At 53.0% G+C, this 15,017-nt stretch carries 14 protein-coding genes; 6 read left to right on the top strand and 8 right to left on the bottom strand.

Features of this window, described 5'->3' with window-relative positions; all coding sequences use genetic code 11:
* Window positions 1-373 precede the first annotated feature (373 nt).
* Window positions 374-1,672, top strand: a complete 1,299-nt coding sequence (locus tag OGX81_RS12130) for an MFS transporter (protein WP_047461905.1) — start codon at window positions 374-376, stop codon at window positions 1,670-1,672.
* On the opposite strand, the gene OGX81_RS12125 is transcribed toward OGX81_RS12130, so the two are convergent.
* The 5 genes from OGX81_RS12125 to trxC form a co-directional block, all read right to left on the bottom strand.
* Window positions 1,669-1,992 carry a YfiM family lipoprotein gene (locus tag OGX81_RS12125; RefSeq protein ID WP_058669113.1) on the bottom strand — a complete coding sequence of 108 codons (324 nt, stop codon included), beginning with the start codon at window positions 1,990-1,992 and terminating at the stop codon, window positions 1,669-1,671. The two genes, OGX81_RS12130 and OGX81_RS12125, sit on opposite strands and share 4 nt — an antisense overlap.
* 48 nt (window positions 1,993-2,040) lie before the next feature.
* Window positions 2,041-3,396, bottom strand: coding sequence for a CDP-diacylglycerol--serine O-phosphatidyltransferase (gene pssA / locus OGX81_RS12120; protein ID WP_012131199.1), 1,356 nt, complete (start codon window positions 3,394-3,396; stop codon window positions 2,041-2,043).
* A gap of 114 nt (window positions 3,397-3,510) precedes the next feature.
* Window positions 3,511-6,171: a bifunctional acetate--CoA ligase family protein/GNAT family N-acetyltransferase gene (locus OGX81_RS12110; RefSeq protein ID WP_104868327.1), complete on the bottom strand. Its 2,661-nt coding sequence runs from the start codon at window positions 6,169-6,171 to the stop codon at window positions 3,511-3,513.
* A gap of 35 nt (window positions 6,172-6,206) precedes the next feature.
* Window positions 6,207-6,905 carry a tRNA-uridine aminocarboxypropyltransferase gene (tapT, locus tag OGX81_RS12105; RefSeq protein ID WP_104868328.1) on the bottom strand — a complete coding sequence of 233 codons (699 nt, stop codon included), beginning with the start codon at window positions 6,903-6,905 and terminating at the stop codon, window positions 6,207-6,209.
* Window positions 6,906-6,974: 69 nt separating this feature from the next.
* Window positions 6,975-7,394: a thioredoxin TrxC gene (trxC, locus tag OGX81_RS12100; protein WP_047461913.1), complete on the bottom strand. Its 420-nt coding sequence runs from the start codon at window positions 7,392-7,394 to the stop codon at window positions 6,975-6,977.
* 208 nt (window positions 7,395-7,602) lie between these two features.
* On the opposite strand from trxC, the gene OGX81_RS12095 reads away from it, so the two are divergent.
* Window positions 7,603-8,649 carry a tRNA/rRNA methyltransferase gene (locus OGX81_RS12095; protein ID WP_104868329.1) on the top strand — a complete coding sequence of 349 codons (1,047 nt, stop codon included), beginning with the start codon at window positions 7,603-7,605 and terminating at the stop codon, window positions 8,647-8,649.
* Between the two features lie 98 nt (window positions 8,650-8,747).
* Here the strand turns inward: OGX81_RS12095 and ung are convergent, their stop codons facing one another.
* The gene (gene ung / locus OGX81_RS12090) at window positions 8,748-9,437 is read right to left on the bottom strand and encodes a uracil-DNA glycosylase (protein ID WP_047461918.1); all 690 of its coding nucleotides are present in this window, start codon (window positions 9,435-9,437) and stop codon (window positions 8,748-8,750) included.
* A gap of 318 nt (window positions 9,438-9,755) precedes the next feature.
* On the opposite strand from ung, the gene grcA reads away from it, so the two are divergent.
* Window positions 9,756-10,139, top strand: coding sequence for an autonomous glycyl radical cofactor GrcA (gene grcA, locus OGX81_RS12085; protein ID WP_012131205.1), 384 nt, complete (start codon window positions 9,756-9,758; stop codon window positions 10,137-10,139).
* A 46-nt stretch (window positions 10,140-10,185) separates the two neighbouring features.
* Here the strand turns inward: grcA and srmB are convergent, their stop codons facing one another.
* Window positions 10,186-11,523 carry an ATP-dependent RNA helicase SrmB gene (srmB, locus tag OGX81_RS12080; RefSeq protein WP_071258086.1) on the bottom strand — a complete coding sequence of 446 codons (1,338 nt, stop codon included), beginning with the start codon at window positions 11,521-11,523 and terminating at the stop codon, window positions 10,186-10,188.
* Between the two features lie 131 nt (window positions 11,524-11,654).
* Here srmB and trmN point away from each other — a divergent pair, with 131 nt between their 5' ends.
* The gene (trmN, locus tag OGX81_RS12075) at window positions 11,655-12,392 is read left to right on the top strand and encodes a tRNA(1)(Val) (adenine(37)-N(6))-methyltransferase TrmN (RefSeq protein WP_104868330.1); all 738 of its coding nucleotides are present in this window, start codon (window positions 11,655-11,657) and stop codon (window positions 12,390-12,392) included.
* On the opposite strand, the gene nadB is transcribed toward trmN, so the two are convergent.
* A complete protein-coding gene (nadB, locus tag OGX81_RS12070; protein ID WP_049009471.1) occupies window positions 12,377-13,999 on the bottom strand; it encodes an L-aspartate oxidase in 1,623 nt (540 codons plus the stop codon). The genes trmN and nadB overlap by 16 nt on opposite strands.
* A gap of 273 nt (window positions 14,000-14,272) precedes the next feature.
* Between nadB and rseD the strand changes: the two genes are divergently transcribed.
* Together rseD and rpoE are read left to right on the top strand one after the other, a co-directional pair.
* Window positions 14,273-14,428 (top strand): rpoE leader peptide RseD, encoded by a 156-nt coding sequence (gene rseD / locus OGX81_RS12065; protein WP_146209167.1) that lies wholly within the window; start codon window positions 14,273-14,275, stop codon window positions 14,426-14,428.
* Window positions 14,425-15,000, top strand: a complete 576-nt coding sequence (gene rpoE, locus OGX81_RS12060; protein WP_006176728.1) for an RNA polymerase sigma factor RpoE — start codon at window positions 14,425-14,427, stop codon at window positions 14,998-15,000. Before rseD ends, rpoE begins: the two co-directional genes overlap by 4 nt.
* Window positions 15,001-15,017 lie beyond the last annotated feature (17 nt).

The raw sequence follows: 15,017 nt of genomic DNA, 5'->3' as shown, positions 1-15,017 counted from the left end.
CCCATGCGAGAGTAGGGAACTGCCAGGCATTAATTAAGTGAAGAGGCCATCCTGAGGGATGGCCTTTTTGCGTTCATGCGTCCGGGCGCAGCCGGATGGCGGCTGCGCCTTATCCGGCCTACAGACTGTGTGCAAAATACCCGGGATGTTTTTACAGGCCGGATAAGGTGTTCACACCGCCATCCGGCATATATGCGCTGTTCTGCCGGATGACTATTCCCTCCGTATACTCCTAAATCGTTTTCCTGCTAACTAAAATATCGATCTCTGTCACAAAATAAATAATAACAATTATATAACATTTCATTCACTAAAAAAGACAGTGAAAAGCACCGACGAGCTCGGGTGGATCTTTGGCGGGAGTATATTTCTAATGACTGAAAGCAGTGTAACTGTAAACGGGTCGCTGGCAAGCAGTGACACCCGTCGTCGCGTATGGGCAATTGTGGGGGCATCATCAGGGAATCTGGTCGAGTGGTTTGATTTCTATGTCTATTCCTTCTGCTCTCTCTACTTTGCGCACATCTTTTTTCCTTCGGGAAATACCACCACTCAGCTTTTACAGACCGCCGGAGTTTTCGCCGCAGGCTTCCTGATGCGTCCCATTGGCGGCTGGCTTTTTGGTCGGATTGCCGATAAGCATGGTCGTAAGAAATCAATGCTTCTCTCTGTTTGCATGATGTGTATGGGCTCGTTAGTCATTGCCTGCCTGCCGGGGTATGCCACGATCGGCACCTGGGCTCCGGCTCTTCTGCTGTTGGCTCGTCTGTTTCAGGGGCTGTCTGTTGGAGGAGAATACGGAACCAGTGCGACCTATATGAGTGAGGTAGCTGTTGAAGGTCGCAAAGGTTTTTACGCATCGTTCCAGTATGTCACTCTGATCGGCGGTCAGTTACTGGCACTGCTGGTTGTGGTTATCTTGCAGCAAACGCTGGAGGAATCTTCCCTCAGAGAATGGGGATGGCGTATTCCTTTTGCATTGGGCGCCGTACTGGCCGTTGTCGCGCTTTGGTTGCGTCGACAGTTGGATGAAACCTCAAAACAAGAAACCCGCGCGCTGAAAGAGGCTGGATCGCTCAAAGGACTATGGCGTAACCGTAAAGCGTTTATCATGGTACTGGGATTTACCGCTGCGGGTTCGTTGTGTTTCTATACCTTCACAACCTATATGCAGAAGTATCTGGTGAATACCGCCGGTATGCATGCCAATGTCGCCAGCGGAATCATGACGGCGGCGCTGTTTGTCTACATGCTAATTCAACCCCTGTTTGGCGCTCTCTCAGATAAAATCGGCCGACGGACATCAATGCTCTGCTTTGGCGCTCTGGCTGCGCTATTCACCGTACCTATTCTGTCAGCATTACAGAATGTCACTTCACCTTACGCAGCCTTTGGGTTGGTGATGTGCGCCCTGTTGATCGTGAGTTTCTACACCTCAATCAGTGGGATCCTGAAGGCAGAAATGTTTCCTGCCCAGGTGCGGGCATTGGGGGTAGGGCTTTCTTATGCGGTGGCGAATGCGCTGTTCGGCGGCTCTGCGGAATATGTTGCGCTGTCTCTGAAGTCCGTTGGTATGGAGACATCATTCTTCTGGTATGTGACCATTATGGCTATCGTGGCATTTCTGGTGTCGCTGATGCTGCACCGCAAGGGAAAAGGGTTACGTCTCTAGTTCCGCGCCATTTGCCAGACGGCGTAACCCGTGGTTGCGCCTGCGACATCCCAGGCGAAATCTTTCCAGCTCCAGCCGCTCCCTCCGGGGCGGCTGTCCCACATCTCTTTTGACGCACCGAGACTAATGGAGAACAGCAGCCCAACGGTTGCACTGCGATCGTGGCTCATTCCCTGATGCCGGGCATACTCATTCCCGGCGGCGGAAAGCATGGCTGATGCAATGAAGTGTTGCGCTTTATCCTGCCCGCTCCAGCTGTCATTGGACATATGGCTACAGCCTGAGAGTAACAACATGCTAAAAAGTATAAGGAAACGCACCGTGACCCTCACAGGAAAAACCCCGTCGCAGGGACGGGGCTTTTTGATTTACAGAATACGGCTGATTAATCTGTCGATTCGAATACGACGGAGTCTGCGGATGAGCTTACGGACTTTGACCGGATAGTCAGCGATGCTTTGTAGATCGCGGTAATGCTTAACAACCGTGGTGTGAGTGCGGATAAGCTCCAGCTCTTTCTCTCTCTGGGGAGCAAGTTCCTGTTTTGGATCGTGAATCAGAATTGCGTTTTCCAGATCCAGACGCCATGCTCGCGGGTTAAGGTTGTTCCCGGTGAGCAGCATCCACTTATCATCAACCCACATTCCTTTCAGGTGATAAGTATTGTCGTCATCTTTCCACAAACGCACTACGAGCTGATCGGTGTTGACGTAATACTGTAAGCGGCTGAGGAAGCGACGCAGGTTAATCTCGTAGAGATAGGGAAGTGCGCCGATGATTTTAAACGGTTCATCCTCAGGGATATAAAAGTCGTTGGCGGTTTTATCACCCACGATAATCTCAACCTTTTTCCCTTCGCGCAGCAGTTGGATGATGTTGCGAACCAGCAGTGCAGGCAAGTTGAAATAAGGTGTGCAAATTGTGAGCTTATGCTCTGCGCAGGGCATAAGATGGAAAATGGTCTTGTTCAGCAGGCTCGATTTTCCCAGCCCAACCAGTGGCGTAACGGAAAGTTGCTCGTTGTCGGCATCGCCCTGGAAATGGTATGACGCATCGCGCAATTCCTGGCGATACAAACGAATGTCGTTTTTAATCTCCGGGCTTTTCGGACGCTGGGCACTGTCCAGGCGATTTACGCCGCGACCGTTAAGCAGATTCTGCGTGACCCATTCATACATGATGTCGGCCATCTTTGCATTACGAATCAACTGGTAACGATCATAACGATATTTATCATGCTGATGCAGATAGACGTCGTTCAGGCTGGCGCCGCTGTAAAGGACGCTATCATCAATGATAAAGCCTTTAAAATGCAGTACGCCAAGCGCTTCACGCGTGTTAATCGGCACGCCGTAGACAGGAATATCGATGCCTGGGTTTTCTTGCGCCATTCGGCAATACCAGTCAGCGTTAGTATTGGACGCGGCTGCGCCAATGCGCCCACGCTGAGCGCGATGCCAGTCGACAAGTACCCGAACATCCAGCTCAGGACGTTGCCGCTTAGCCTCATAGAGCGCGTCGAGTATGCCCTTGCCGCCGTCATCCTGTTCAAGATACAGGGCAATAATGCAAATACGTTGCGTCGCGCTGGCTATCTTCTCCAGCAGAGTCTCCCTGAAATTAGCGGGAGCATAAAAGAAATCTACATCATCAACTGGCTGAGAGATCTTAGGTAGTTGGGCAAGGTGTTGTTGATGTTTATTACGCTTAAATTTTGACAACATCACAGTGCATTTCTTCTCTGTTCATTGAAGGGTCCTCTGTGCTATGCAGACGACATAAGCGAGCAATGATAACACCAGTACCCGTTAAAGTGGTCAACATTTCCAGTACCTTACTCACGATTCCTCGTATTGGGCCAGATTCAGCGTCAGCCCAACAATCCCCTCTTCGAGCTGGATATCAACATCAAACCCGAGCTTTCGGGCCAGTGCCACCATGCCGCGATTGTTTGGCATCGTAATGCCATTCAGGCGTCTCAGTCCGTGATCTCGGGTATAAGCAATCAATTTTTCCATTAATCGCCGGCCTAATCCTAACCCTTTGAGATCTGAGCGAACCAGCACGGCAAATTCCGCATCAATGTTATCCGGGTCGGAGATCGCGCGCGTTACCCCGAGGATCTCTTCAGTTTGATCAATACGGCGCACGGCAACAAATGCCATTTCCCGATCGTAGTCGATCTGCGTCATGTTGGCTAAATCTTCATGAGTAAATTCATTGATCTCGCTAAAATAACGGTAATACAAATCCTCTTTTGTCACCTGAGAAATGAACTGCTGTAGATAAGGCTCATCTTCCGGCAGGATAGGGCGAAACAGGCAACGTTCGCCATTTTTCATCTCAACCCACTCTTCAAGCTGCTGCGGATAGGGGCGAATAGCGAGTCGGCTCTCGTTGTCGCCATCATAAGGGGCGATATCCAGCGTGACGTCCAGCGCGGTAAACTCGCCAGCAGAAGCCAGCAGGGGATGGATATCCAGACGCTGAATTTCCGGGCAATCGACAATCAGGTTCGAGACCTGTACCAGCAACTGGCTTAACCCTGTGATATCCAGTGGGCGTAGCGCGCTCCGGCCACGAATTTTTTTACTTTTGATTCCCTGAATAACCAAATAGCGCGCCAGATTCATGTTTAACGGCGGCAGCGCGACGACGGCCTGCTCTTCGGGTCGCCACTCTACGCCGCCTTCGCCAAGCATAATCAGCGGCCCAAAGACCGGGTCGTGTTCGACGACGACGCGAAGTTCCTGCGCACCGGCACGGTTCGCCATACTCTGGACTAACAGACCGTGAATGCGCGCCTGGGGCCAGGCCATTTTTACACGATCGAAAATGGCATTCGCGGCTTGCTGAACTTCCGTTGCCGTGCGCAGATAGAGCATTACCCCCTGAACTTCCGATTTATGCGGAATATCCGGCGAACGCAGTTTTAACGCTACCGGGTAGCCAATTTGCTCGGCGATATGCACTGCTTCCGCGCTGTCGCCAGCAATCCAGGTGGGGAGCGTGTGTAACCCATACGCCTGCAAGATAGGCTGAACTTCATGGGTATCCAGCGACGTTGCGCCCTCTGCAATCGCCTGCTGTAACAGGTTATGCGCTTGAGCCGTGTCTGAGGTCAGGTTGCCTGGCAACACCGGGGTTTCCCGTAATTGCTTCTGGTTACGCCGGTATTCCACCATGTGCATAAAGGCAGTGATGGTGCCTTCCGGTGTTCGATAGGTAGGTAATCCCGCTTCACTGAACATTTTGCGGGCTTCCTGAGAGGAAAACTCGCCGCACCAGTTGGTGAGCAAGGTGACGAATTTCCCTCTGGGATGATGTTTCACCGCTTCAATGAGCGCGTGCGCGCTCTCGGTGCCAGGTGCGGCGGCGCTGGGTGAGTGGATCACCATCAGCGCATCAAAATCCTGGCTGGCGAGTAAGATATTCAGCGTTTTGACGTAGTGTTCACAGCTGGCATCATCACGCAAATCCAGCGGGTTGGCGATATCGACGTGAGCAGGCAGCGCTTCGCTTAGCTTAAGTCGGGTCTCTTCGCTCAGGGTGGCGAGCTTGCCGTTGCGCGACCACAGCTCATCCAGCGCCAGCGCGGCGGGCGCAGCGCCATTGCTGATGATCATCAACCTGTCGCCACGTAATGGCCGCATATGGCTCAGCGTTTCGACCGCCGAGAAGAGTTCGTGAGTATCCTGCACGCGTAAAAGCCCCGCACGCTGGATGGCGGCATCCCATGCCGGGTCCATGCCGACACTGGTATTTAACAAACGTTGCGCCGCTGGGCTGCGACCGCTTTTAATCACCAGAATGGGTTTATTTCGCGATGCGCTACGGGCGGCGGAGACAAAGCGTCGCGCGTCGCTCAGATGTTCGAGATAGAGCAAAATGGCGCTGGTTTTACTGTCGCGCGCCAGATAATCCAGCAATTCATCAACATCAATGTCCAGACTGTCGCCAAGCGCGATAAAATAAGAAAAGCCCATCTCCCGCTGTTGCGCCCAGTCGAGAATCGTATTGGAGACGGCGGCGGATTGCGAAATAAACGCGAGTTTTCCACGCTTGATCGGAACCGGAGAGAAACTGGCGTTAAGCCCTTGCCAGGGGGCGAGTAAACCCAGGCTATTTGGGCCGAGTAGTCGCATTTTATAGCGTTGGGCAGATGCCAGAAGTTCAGCGTGCTGCGCTGCGGGCGCCGACAAAATAATGCAGGTTTTACAGCCTTTTTCCCCCAGCGCCTCCAGCAACGCGATATTACGGCTGGCGTTGGTGCACAGAACGGCGAGATCCGGTGTAAAAGGCAAACTGGCGACGTCGGGCCAGGCCAGGACGCCTAAGACGGCTTTCCATGCGGGCGTTACAGGTAATACCGGGCCATTAAAGCCTCCTGCCAGCAGGTTACGCATCATCAGGTAACCTGCGCGATTGGGCTTCATCGACGCCCCTAGCACCGCTATCGATTTTGGTCGCAGTAGTGCTTCCAGTCCTCTCTGACTCATGCCGGTCTCCCTTACGCAGAAGTGACCGAATGATTTTAAACGCTTTCTGCTGTTTCTGTTGTGACGCTTCCCTGATGTTGCGTTTTTCCTGCCAGATAGCGCGTTTTAAAGCATGAGAAGTGATCGCCTAAATGGGTTGCCGCGGCCGTGTCGCCCGCCAGATCCAGCAGCGCTATTGCCACTTCGGCAGTGCAATACTGCCCTTCGGCATGAACTTCTCGCAGGTGATAGGCGGAAAGACGCGATAAATCAACGGAAATAACCGGCAGGTTATCGAGATAAGGGCTTTTACGGAACATTTTGCGCGCTTCCGGCCAGGTGCCGTCGAGCATGATAAACAGCGGCGGTTTTCCGGCTGGTGGCGTGAAAATGACCTCGCGTTCTTCCCCGGCATAGGAGGCGGGGAATACGACCATCGGCTGATAATCCGGGTTGTTAACCAGATCGAGCAGCGCCTGCGGCGGTTCGGTACGCGACCATTGAAAGGCCGTTGTATCCGGCAGAATATCGGCAATCAGACGCCCCGTATTGCTGGGTTTCATTGGCTCGGTATCAAACATCACCAGACAAAAACGGCTTGTCGCCTGAGAAGGCGAGAGCGTATCGCACAGGCAGAGTTTCAACGGGAGCAGACAGCGCTGACAGCGACGAATGCGGTTTCCTCTGGCAAGAAAAGGACGCGTGGCGCGTGCGAGGCGTTCGGCGCGTAACTGGAGAACAGCGTTATCAGTCATGGAAGAATACAGTGAAAAACGCTATTGTCGCAGAGGTGAAAACGGGGCACAAGATGCGCCCCGTGGAGATTACAGCGATTCGTTCAGCCAGCTGTCAAATGGCGCTTTAGGAACCGCGCCATTTAACATGTCGATGACTTCGCCGTTCTTAAAGATCATGATGGTCGGGATGCTGCGGATACCGAAACGGGCGCTGAGTTCACGTTCCGCTTCTGTGTTAACTTTCACAAAACGCACCTTACCGCTGCGCTCTTCCGCGACATCTTCAAAAATCGGGGCAAAGTTACGGCATGGGCCGCACCACGGCGCCCAGAAATCGACCACCACAGGGAGATCGTCTTTCAGCAGCTTATCCAGCGTTTCACCGGTCGCATTAATCACCTCTCCATCGAACAGGTCGTGACCACAGCGTCCACATTTTGCCGCATCCTGAATACGATCATCGGGAATGCGGTTGATTGCCTGGCAGCTGGTACAAACGGTATTCATAACTAACCTCTGGATGAGTAGGGTAGACTTTTCCGGCAATCACGCCGATATGTTTCCAATATGTTACATATTATCGATGAGACTGTTTTAAACAACAATGTGTTTTATTCAATGAGTACAATAGTCATTAGCTTTTAAATGAAATAATGGCTAACCGGGTGCACATCGGGTAATCTTCGCGCTTCGCGCAGCGCTGGTGGAGAAAAGCATGAACGATGAATTAAAGAACAAAAGCGGCAAGGTCAAAGTGATGTATGTCCGCAGTGATGATGACTCTGATAAACGCACCCATAACCCGCGTACCGGGAAAGGGGGAGGTCGTCCAGGAAAGTCTCGTACTGACGGTGGCCGTCGCCCCGCCCGCGATGCTCGTGATGAAAGAAGCGGTCAGATTCGCGATCGTAAGCGTGAAGACTCACCGTGGCGTACCGTTTCCCGTGCGCCAGGCGATGACACGCCTGAGAAAGCCGATCACGGTGGAATCAGCGGTAAAAGTTTTATCGATCCTGAAGTTTTACGTCGTCAGCGTGCGGAAGAGACCCGTGTCTACGGCGAAAATGCCTGTCAGGCCCTGTTCCAGAGTCGCCCGGATGCGATTGTTCGCGCATGGTTCATTCAGAGCGTGACCCCTCGCTTTAAAGAAGCGTTACGCTGGATGGCGGCTAACCGCAAAGCGTACCACGTTGTGGATGAAGCTGAACTGGCGAAAGCCTCTGGAACTGAGCACCACGGCGGCGTTTGTTTCCTGATTAAAAAGCGTAACGGTACGACCGTTAAGCAGTGGGTAAGCCAGGCGGACGCGCAGGATTGCGTGCTGGCGCTGGAAGATGTGGCTAACCCGCACAACCTTGGCGGCATGATGCGTAGCTGTGCGCACTTTGGCGTAAAAGGTGTGGTGGTACAGGACGCGGCGCTTCTTGAATCCGGTGCGGCGATCCGTACGGCAGAAGGCGGCGCGGAGCATGTTCAGCCGATCACGGGCGACAGCATTGTGGATGTGCTGGATGATTTCCGTCAGGCGGGTTATACGATCGTCACCACGTCCAGCGATCAGGGCAAACCGTTGTTTAGTACGGCGCTGCCAGCGAGAATGGTGCTGGTGTTAGGGCGTGAGCTGGAGTCCCTGCCGGAAGCCGCGCGTGAACCTGGCGATCTGTGCGTGAAAATTGATGGCACCGGAAATGTTGAAAACCTCAACGTCTCTGTCGCAACCGGCGTATTGCTGGGCGAATGGTGGCGTCAGAATAAAGCATAATCAGGTGTAACTGCCTGATGGCGCTGCGCTTATCAGGCCTACGGCAATGATTCGTAGGCCGGGTAAGGCGAAGCCGCCACCCGGCGCAAAGCAAAAACTTATTCGCTCTCTGCCGGTAATACCGGCATCCAGTCAATCGGCTTCTCGCCGTGCTGCTCCAGCCACTGATTCGCCAATACAAAATGGTTACAGCCAAAGAATCCCCGATGTGCCGACAACGGCGACGGATGCGGCGCTCTCAACACGTAATGGCGCTGGCGATCGATAATCGCCCCTTTCTTTTGTGCGTGCGAACCCCAGAGTAAAAAGACGACCCCTTCACGATGTTCGTTAACAAGGCTGATCACTTTGTCTGTAAAGGTTTCCCATCCCAGACTGGCGTGAGAATGCGCCTGGCCTGCGCGGACGGTCAGCACGGTATTTAATAACAATACCCCCTGACGCGCCCAGCTCTCCAGATACCCATGAGCCGGGCGGGTAAAGCCCGGTATGGACGTTTCCAGTTCTTTATACATGTTCAGCAGAGAAGGCGGTGTGGCAATACCCGGACGAACAGAAAACGCCAGACCATGCGCCTGCCCAGGGCCGTGATAAGGGTCTTGCCCCAGAATCACCACTTTGACATCACCGAGTTCAGTGAAGCGAAACGCGTTAAATACATCCTTCTGTGGAGGATATACTGTCATTCCTGACTGACGTTCGCCCGCAACGGTATGGAGTGTGTTAACAAAATAGGGCTGCTGCTTCTCATCTGCCAGCACATCGTGCCAGGTTAAATCGGTGGCCATCTCGCTCTCCTGCGAATTTTTCAATTTGCATAGCTTAACTGCTTCTTTCTATGGTGCAAAATCGCGTGCGTCACAAACCCGGCTACCCCTTAAAGATAGTTGAAAATTTATGTAAAAAGTTTATGTGTGGACGTGGCGTAAGTTGATGTAAAACAATAAATTCCATGCAATGCCCTCTTTGTGGTGTGGTTTTTGTTGATTTAAATCAAAGAATCAAGGGTGTGTGAGGGGTATATATACACTCAAGCAACAATGGTTTTACCAATTGGCCGCGAACAGGCCGATCATAATCAAACACTTTTGCCGGGGAGGCATCACATGATTACAGGTATCCAGATTACTAAAGCCGCTAACGACGACCTGCTGAATTCTTTCTGGTTGCTGGACAGCGAAAAAGGCGAAGCACGTTGCATCGCAGCGAAAGCCGGTTTTGCCGAAGATGAAGTGGTTGCAGTGAACAAACTGGGTGAAATCGAATACCGTGAAATTCCGATGGAAGTAAAACCGGAAGTTCGCGTTGAAGGCGGTCAGCACCTGAACGTTAACGTTCTGCGTCGCGAAACGCTGGAAGATGCCGTTAAGCACCCGGAAAAATATCCGCAGCTGACCATCCGTGTTTCTGGCTATGCCGTGCGTTTTAACTCCCTGACGCCGGAACAGCAACGCGACGTTATCGCTCGTACCTTTACTGAAAGCCTGTAAGGCTGACTGATAACATAAAAACGCCGGGTTAGCCCCGGCGTTTTTTTTACTCTTCGTTGGACTGCTCCTGCGCGTCCGTACCCGTACCAGCAGGCTTGCGGCGTTTACCAATGTTTTTGGTATCACGGTGACGTTTCTTCACGCGCGGCTTCTCTTTTTCTTGTTTTTTCTTCTCAGCACGTTTAGCCAGCACTTTCTTGGACGGCTTGCCGGTCAGTTTTTCGCTCGGCGCACGAGTGGTTGGACGCAATTCATCAATGACGCGCGCTTTCAGCGTCTCTTCAATATAGCGACCCACTTTTCCCAGCAGCAGATGGTCATGCGCTTCTACCAGGGAAATCGCCGTTCCTTTACGTCCTGCACGTCCGGTACGGCCGATACGGTGCAGATAGGTATCGCTGCTGCGTGGCATATCGAAGTTAAAAACATGGCTTACATCAGGGATATCAATCCCGCGAGCGGCGACGTCGGTCGCGATCAGCACGTTCACGCGGCCATCGGTCAGACGTTTGATCGCTTCGTTACGCTTGCCCTGTACCATCTCGCCTTCGAGATAGCAGTTATTGATGCCTGCTTCGCGCAGCCAGCCTGCCAGCTCATGTACACGCTCACGTTTACGCACGAAGACGATAGAACGGGTGGCTTCAGGTTGTTTTAACAGGTGTACCAGCAAAGCGGTTTTGTGCTGAATATCATCGGCACGGTAGTACCATTGATGAATCTTTTTGCGTTCGCGGGTAGACGGGGTCGCTGAGACCTCGACCGGATCTTCCAGCAGACGTTCCGCAAAATCGTTAATCGCGCCGCCTTCCAGCGTAGCGGAGAACAGCATGGTCTGTTTGCGCCAGCGGGTTTCACCTGCGATATGCTCGATATCCTGGGCGAAGCCCATGTCCAGCATACGGTCGGCTTCATCAAGAATCAGCGTTTCAACCGCGCGGCAGTCAAAGTTTTCTTCTTTAATATATTGCAGCAGGCGACCCGTGGTGGCGACCACAATATCCTGGTTCTCGCTGAACACCTCGGCATGGTTCATATAAGCCACGCCGCCGGTGATTGTCGCAATATCCAGATGGGTGTGTTTCGCCAGTTCACGGGCGTGATCGGCAACCTGCATCGCCAGTTCGCGGGTCGGCGTAAGGATCAGAATACGCGGCGGACCGGATTTTTTACGCGGGAAGTCGAGCAGGTGCTGCAACGCTGGCAGCAGGTATGCCGCCGTTTTACCGGTGCCTGTCGGCGCAGAACCGAGTACATCACGCCCATCGAGCGCAGGCGGAATGGCGGCAGCCTGAATGGCGGTCGGGCGAGTAAAGCCTTTATCCTGGAGGGCATCCAGCAGGCTTTCATCGAGTTCAAGTTCGGAAAAAGTCGTTACAGTCATGTTCTACCTCTGTGTGGGGCGCTGATTATAGACGTTACGGCTGCAATCTTCATCTGTTTGTATGGATATCGCTTCTCAGGTATTGTTTTCACCCTACGCTATTGCCGTTTTTCCAGGAAGGTTGTTCTTTCATGTCCCAGTCTACATCCACACTTCGTCGTAATGGATTTACCTTTAAGCAGTTTTTTGTGGCGCACGATCGCTGCGCGATGAAAGTCGGTACTGATGGTATTTTATTGGGAGCATGGGCACCAGTCGCAGGCGTAACGCGGATCCTCGATATTGGTACCGGCAGCGGTCTGCTGGCGCTGATGTTGGCGCAGCGTACCGACGAAAGCGTCACCATTGATGCCGTTGAACTGGACAGCGAAGCGGCGACGCAGGCGCAGGAGAATATCGCCCACTCACCGTGGCCGCAGCGGATAACGGTGCATACGGAAGATGTCCGGCAGTGGGTGCCGCGCCAGACCGCGCGCTTTGATCTTATCATCAGCAACCCGCCTTATTATGAACAAGGGGTGGAATGCGCAACGCCGCAGCGAGAGCAGGCGCGTTATACCACCACGCTCGATCACGAAGCGTTACTTACCACTGCGGCTGACTGTATTACGGAAGAGGGATTCTTCTGCGTGGTGCTGCCGGAACAGACTGGCAACATCTTCACGCAGCAGGCGTTAAGCATGGGCTGGCATTTGCGTTTACGTACCGACGTAGCCGAAACGGAGTCGCGATTGCCTCATCGGGTACTGTTGGCATTTTCCCCGCGAACGGGGGAATGCTTTAGCGATCGACTGGTGATTCGTGGGCCAGACCAGCTTTACTCTGAAGGGTACACGGCGCTGACCCAGGCGTTTTATTTGTTCATGTAAGCGTTGAGCGGCGAAAGCACCGACGGGCCGGATTCCGGCAGCAATGCGGGGTAATCCAGCGTATAGTGCAGGCCACGGCTCTCTTTACGCATCATCGCGCAGCGCACAATCAGTTCCGCGACCTGCACCAGGTTGCGCAGCTCCAGCAGATTATTCGATACGCGGAAGTTAGCGTAATATTCGTCGATTTCCTGTTGCAGCATCGTAATGCGTCGCAGGGCGCGCTCCAGACGTTTGGTGGTGCGCACAATGCCGACATAGTCCCACATAAACAGACGTAGCTCATGCCAGTTATGCTGGATCACGACCAGCTCATCCGGGTTTTCAACGCGACTTTCATCCCAGGCCGGAAGCGTACTAACGCTACGGGCATACGGCATACGTCTGTCGATATCCTCTGCCGCTGACCAGCCATACACCAGACACTCCAACAGGGAATTGGACGCCATGCGATTCGCGCCGTGCAGGCCGGTATAGCTTACTTCGCCAATGGCATACAGACCGTCCACATCGGTTCGGCCAAAATCGTCGACCATCACGCCGCCGCAGGTGTAGTGGGCGGCAGGTACGACCGGAACCGGCTCTTTAGTCAGATCGATTCCCAACCCCAGCAATTTTTCATAAATCATTGGGAAGTGCTGACGCACAAATGCTTCCGGTTTATGGCTGATGTCGAGGAACATGCAGTCTGCGCCGAGACGCTTCATTTCGTGGTCAATGGCGCGAGCGACGATATCGCGCGGAGCCAGTTCGCCACGCTCATCAAAATCAGGCATAAAGCGCGTGCCGTCCGGGCGTTTGAGATGCGCCCCTTCGCCACGCAGCGCTTCCGTCAGCAGAAAGTTTCGTGCCTGAGGATGATACAGCGCGGTAGGGTGGAACTGATTAAATTCAAGATTCGCGACGCGGCACCCGGCGCGCCAGGCCATCGCGATACCGTCGCCGGAAGAGATATCCGGGTTGGTGGTGTACTGATACACTTTCGATGCCCCGCCTGTCGCCAGAACGACTGACTTCGCGTGGCATGTTTCGACCGACTCTTTATTCCGATTCCAGATCCAGGCGCCGACGACGCGGCGTGTTCCTGGCAGGCCGATTTTATCGGAGATGATCAGATCGACGGCGTTACTCCGCTCCAGTACGCGAATATTCGGATGGTTCTGCGCCTTGCTGACCAGGGTAGTTTCCACTTCTTTGCCGGTGGCGTCAGCCGCATGCAGGATACGGCGATGGCTATGGCCGCCTTCACGGGTCAGATGGTAGCTCTCTTCCCCGTTCGGTTGCACCTGGGTGTCAAATAATACACCCTGATCGATAAGCCACTGTACGCAAGAGCGGGCATTGCTGGCGACAAACTCCACCGCGTGGCGATCGCAAATACCGGCCCCGGCGATCAGCGTATCTTCAACATGCGAATCGATACTGTCCGTCTCGTCGAAAACGGCGGCAATGCCGCCCTGAGCATAAAACGTTGAGCCTTCGCTCACCGGGCCTTTACTCAGGACTATCACCTGATGTTTTTCAGCCAGGCGCAGCGCCAGAGAGAGTCCGGCAGCACCGCTGCCAATAATCAGCACGTCACAGGAAAGTTCAGGAGTCGTAGTCATAGCGTTTGTTTAATTTACTAAACAGTGTTTGGGCAGCATAGCACCATACTGCGCGATACAGCACGTTTTATTTTTGAATGTGTTGCAATGGCTAAACATTAAAGGAAAATTCAAGGGGAAGTAAAACAAAGAAAATATTTTGCGAAGCAGGCCGTTAGCGCCAGATTATGTGATGAAATAAAGTGGCTGTTGGGTTACTCTTCAAGCGGCTAAAAGGGCATTTCTATACAGATAGTGCGTTGTTCAGACTCTGTAGACTTATAATGAGAGATAATGATCTGTCTACAACATGACAAACAAAAACAGATGCGTAACGGAACTTTACGAAAAAGAGACACTCTAAGCTGTTGCTTGCTCATAGTGCAGTTTATGCAGTGGCGTTTCGAGAGCGCGTGGAAATTTGGTTTGGGGAGACTTTACCTCGGATGAGCGAGCAGTTAACGGACCAGGTCCTGGTTGAACGGGTCCAGAAGGGAGATCAGAAAGCCTTTAACTTACTGGTAGTGCGCTACCAGCATAAAGTGGCGAGCCTGGTTTCCCGCTATGTACCGTCGGGCGATGTTCCCGATGTGGTGCAAGAGTCATTTATTAAGGCCTATCGCGCGCTGGATTCTTTCCGGGGGGATAGCGCTTTTTATACCTGGTTGTACCGTATTGCCGTCAATACGGCGAAGAATTACCTGGTTGCTCAGGGACGCAGGCCGCCTTCCAGCGATGTTGATGCGATTGACGCAGAAAACTTCGAAAGTGGCGGCGCATTGAAAGAAATTTCGAACCCTGAGAACTTAATGTTGTCAGAAGAGCTGAGACAGATAGTTTTCCGAACTATTGAGTCCCTCCCCGAGGATTTACGCATGGCAATAACCTTGCGGGAGCTGGATGGCCTGAGCTATGAAGAGATAGCCGCTATCATGGATTGTCCGGTGGGTACGGTGCGTTCACGTATCTTCCGTGCGCGGGAAGCTATTGATAATAAAGTTCAACCGCTTATCAGGCGTTGACGATAGCGGGATACTGG

The organism is Citrobacter sp. CK206, from assembly GCF_030333125.1.
Lineage (GTDB): Bacteria > Pseudomonadota > Gammaproteobacteria > Enterobacterales > Enterobacteriaceae > Citrobacter_B > Citrobacter_B koseri.
The sequence above is the reverse complement of the archived record's forward strand: the minus strand, read 5'-3'. Positions and strand labels throughout refer to the sequence as shown.

What these genes read in the sequence shown, in the direction of transcription:
- OGX81_RS12130 (WP_047461905.1), top strand. Translation starts at nt 374, where the DNA reads ATGACTGAAAGCAGTGTAACTGTAAACGGGTCGCTGGCAAGCAGTGAC.
- pssA (WP_012131199.1), bottom strand. Translation starts at nt 3,396, where the DNA reads ATGTTGTCAAAATTTAAGCGTAATAAACATCAACAACACCTTGCCCAA.
- OGX81_RS12110 (WP_104868327.1), bottom strand. Translation starts at nt 6,171, where the DNA reads ATGAGTCAGAGAGGACTGGAAGCACTACTGCGACCAAAATCGATAGCG.
- tapT (WP_104868328.1), bottom strand. Translation starts at nt 6,905, where the DNA reads ATGACTGATAACGCTGTTCTCCAGTTACGCGCCGAACGCCTCGCACGC.
- trxC (WP_047461913.1), bottom strand. Translation starts at nt 7,394, where the DNA reads ATGAATACCGTTTGTACCAGCTGCCAGGCAATCAACCGCATTCCCGAT.
- OGX81_RS12095 (WP_104868329.1), top strand. Translation starts at nt 7,603, where the DNA reads ATGAACGATGAATTAAAGAACAAAAGCGGCAAGGTCAAAGTGATGTAT.
- ung (WP_047461918.1), bottom strand. Translation starts at nt 9,437, where the DNA reads ATGGCCACCGATTTAACCTGGCACGATGTGCTGGCAGATGAGAAGCAG.
- grcA (WP_012131205.1), top strand. Translation starts at nt 9,756, where the DNA reads ATGATTACAGGTATCCAGATTACTAAAGCCGCTAACGACGACCTGCTG.
- srmB (WP_071258086.1), bottom strand. Translation starts at nt 11,523, where the DNA reads ATGACTGTAACGACTTTTTCCGAACTTGAACTCGATGAAAGCCTGCTG.
- trmN (WP_104868330.1), top strand. Translation starts at nt 11,655, where the DNA reads ATGTCCCAGTCTACATCCACACTTCGTCGTAATGGATTTACCTTTAAG.
- nadB (WP_049009471.1), bottom strand. Translation starts at nt 13,999, where the DNA reads ATGACTACGACTCCTGAACTTTCCTGTGACGTGCTGATTATTGGCAGC.
- rseD (WP_146209167.1), top strand. Translation starts at nt 14,273, where the DNA reads ATGATCTGTCTACAACATGACAAACAAAAACAGATGCGTAACGGAACT.
- rpoE (WP_006176728.1), top strand. Translation starts at nt 14,425, where the DNA reads ATGAGCGAGCAGTTAACGGACCAGGTCCTGGTTGAACGGGTCCAGAAG.